The 260-nt window shown below is 69.6% G+C and carries 1 pseudogene; it reads left to right on the forward strand.

The window, feature by feature from the left end:
* A pseudogene (locus FLQ44_RS17855) lies at positions 1 to 260 on the forward strand (biotin synthase BioB); the annotation flags it as partial.

The following is a 260-nucleotide window of genomic DNA, read 5'->3' on the forward strand; positions in this document are numbered from 1 at the left end:
GAAGGCGAAAGCCGCGAAGGCCGCCGGCGCGACCCGCTTCTGCATGGGCGCGGCCTGGCGCTCGCCGAAGGATCGCGACGTCGAGAAGGTCGCGGCCATGATCGAAGGCGTCAACGCGCTCGGTCTGGAGACCTGCGCGACCCTGGGCATGCTGACGCCCGAGCAGGCCGAGCGCCTGAAGGGCGCAGGGCTGGCCTACTACAACCACAACCTCGACACCGCGCCGGAGTTCTACGACAGCGTGATCCGCACCCGCGAGT

Source organism: Vogesella mureinivorans (assembly GCF_007644035.1).
Lineage (GTDB): Bacteria > Pseudomonadota > Gammaproteobacteria > Burkholderiales > Chromobacteriaceae > Vogesella > Vogesella mureinivorans.